Genomic DNA, 1480 nt, shown 5'->3' with positions numbered 1-1480 from the left:
CTCCAGATTGGACCTGTCGCGTTTATGTGCCGCTCCGCGTGCTCATTTTAGGCGGCCCTCCGTTCGAAGGCGCCCGGGCTTTTCCAGCCCAATGCTGACTGCCGGCGGCGGGGATTATGAAAGCCGTTGATGTATTCGAAGATCGCCATCTGAGCCTGCCGCCTGGTTTCCCAAGACCGCCGCCAGATCAACTCGGCCTTGATGGTCTTGAAGAACGTCTCGACGGCGGCATTGTCATAACAATTGCCCTTGCCGCTCATGGACACTCTAAAACCACGCTGACACAGGATCTTCTGGTAGTCATGCGAACAGTATTGGCTGCCTCGTGCTGCGCATCTGTGAAAGATGCATCCTTTGGGCGGCGACCTGAGGGCGATGGCCATCTTCAAGGCCCGGATTGCCAGATCGCGCTTCATGCGGTTGGCTCGCGGCCCAGCCAATGACGCGCCGGGAGTGCAAATCCAGGGGCGAGACGATGTCCGCCATCGGTCCGAGGACCATGGTCGAGCGCCAGATACAGCCAGCCCTCTCGGGTCCAGATATAGCTGATGTCGCCCGCCCATTTCTGGTTCGGCGCGGCTGCGCAGAAATCGCGGTCCGAGCCAAGTTCGGGGCGGTGTTGAACGTATGGTTGCTGTCGGTCCCTCGTCGGGAAAATGATCCACCGGATCATTTCCTGACCCTCCTCGACTTTAAACTTACGCGTTCTTTCAACGATAATCCCGTTTTCGCGCAGTGAGACAGGCTCTGAAAACGATCCGGGGGTTCGTTTTCCTGTCGAACGCGACCCACGCGCCGGTGCCCCACATCGGCACCGACCTCCTTCAGCTCTTCGGTCATCCGTGGGCGACCATAGCTGCCTAGGCTCAAACGCGACTGGTCCTTGCTATGCGCCAGAACAACCATGTCCATACGCTGCCTGCGGCTGGCGGGGCGGCTCCGGTAAGCCCGCAAGCCACGCAGGCTGACATTCATAACCTGGCACAGTCGGTCGATCGGGAAGGCCTCGCGTTCGCCATTGTCGCTCGGACCAATGGCGCGAACTGGCTCACTCTTCGACGAACCGAAACCTCATGGTGTCGGGCATTCACCCGGACCCATGGCGTTCATGCCCTCCATGGCTCGCGAAGAACTGGGTGGCTTTTTTTAGGATGTCCCTCTTGCTGCGGGGAAACAGTCCGGGGACTGTTTCCTGATCCTGGCAAGTCCTTGAGGAAGCGGTTCTGGCGCCGAAGCGGTTCGTTCTCCCGCGCAAGCTCGCGATCTTCGGGCGGCACCACATCCGTGTCGCGCTGCGCCGTCACCCATTTGTTTAGAGTCGACAAGCCGACCCCAAGATCATCTGCAATCTGACGCCGCGAAAGCCCGCTTGTCAGCGCAATACGCACCGCATCCCTGCTCATTTGTCCTGATTGTGCCCATCGTTCATCTCCTTTGCTGCACATTACGTGGTCAAAGGAGCGGCACCAAACCGTGACAG

Annotated in this window: 1 pseudogene; it reads right to left on the bottom strand. The window is 59.5% G+C overall.

The features are described 5' to 3' along the window. Positions 1–47: 47 nt before the first annotated feature. A pseudogene (locus FA740_RS19470) lies at positions 48–1445 on the bottom strand (IS3 family transposase). Positions 1446–1480: the final 35 nt, after the last annotated feature.

The sequence above is a fragment of the Paracoccus hibiscisoli genome, assembly GCF_005048265.1.
In the GTDB taxonomy this organism is placed as follows: domain Bacteria; phylum Pseudomonadota; class Alphaproteobacteria; order Rhodobacterales; family Rhodobacteraceae; genus Paracoccus; species Paracoccus hibiscisoli.
The sequence above is the reverse complement of the archived record's forward strand: the minus strand, read 5'-3'. Positions and strand labels throughout refer to the sequence as shown.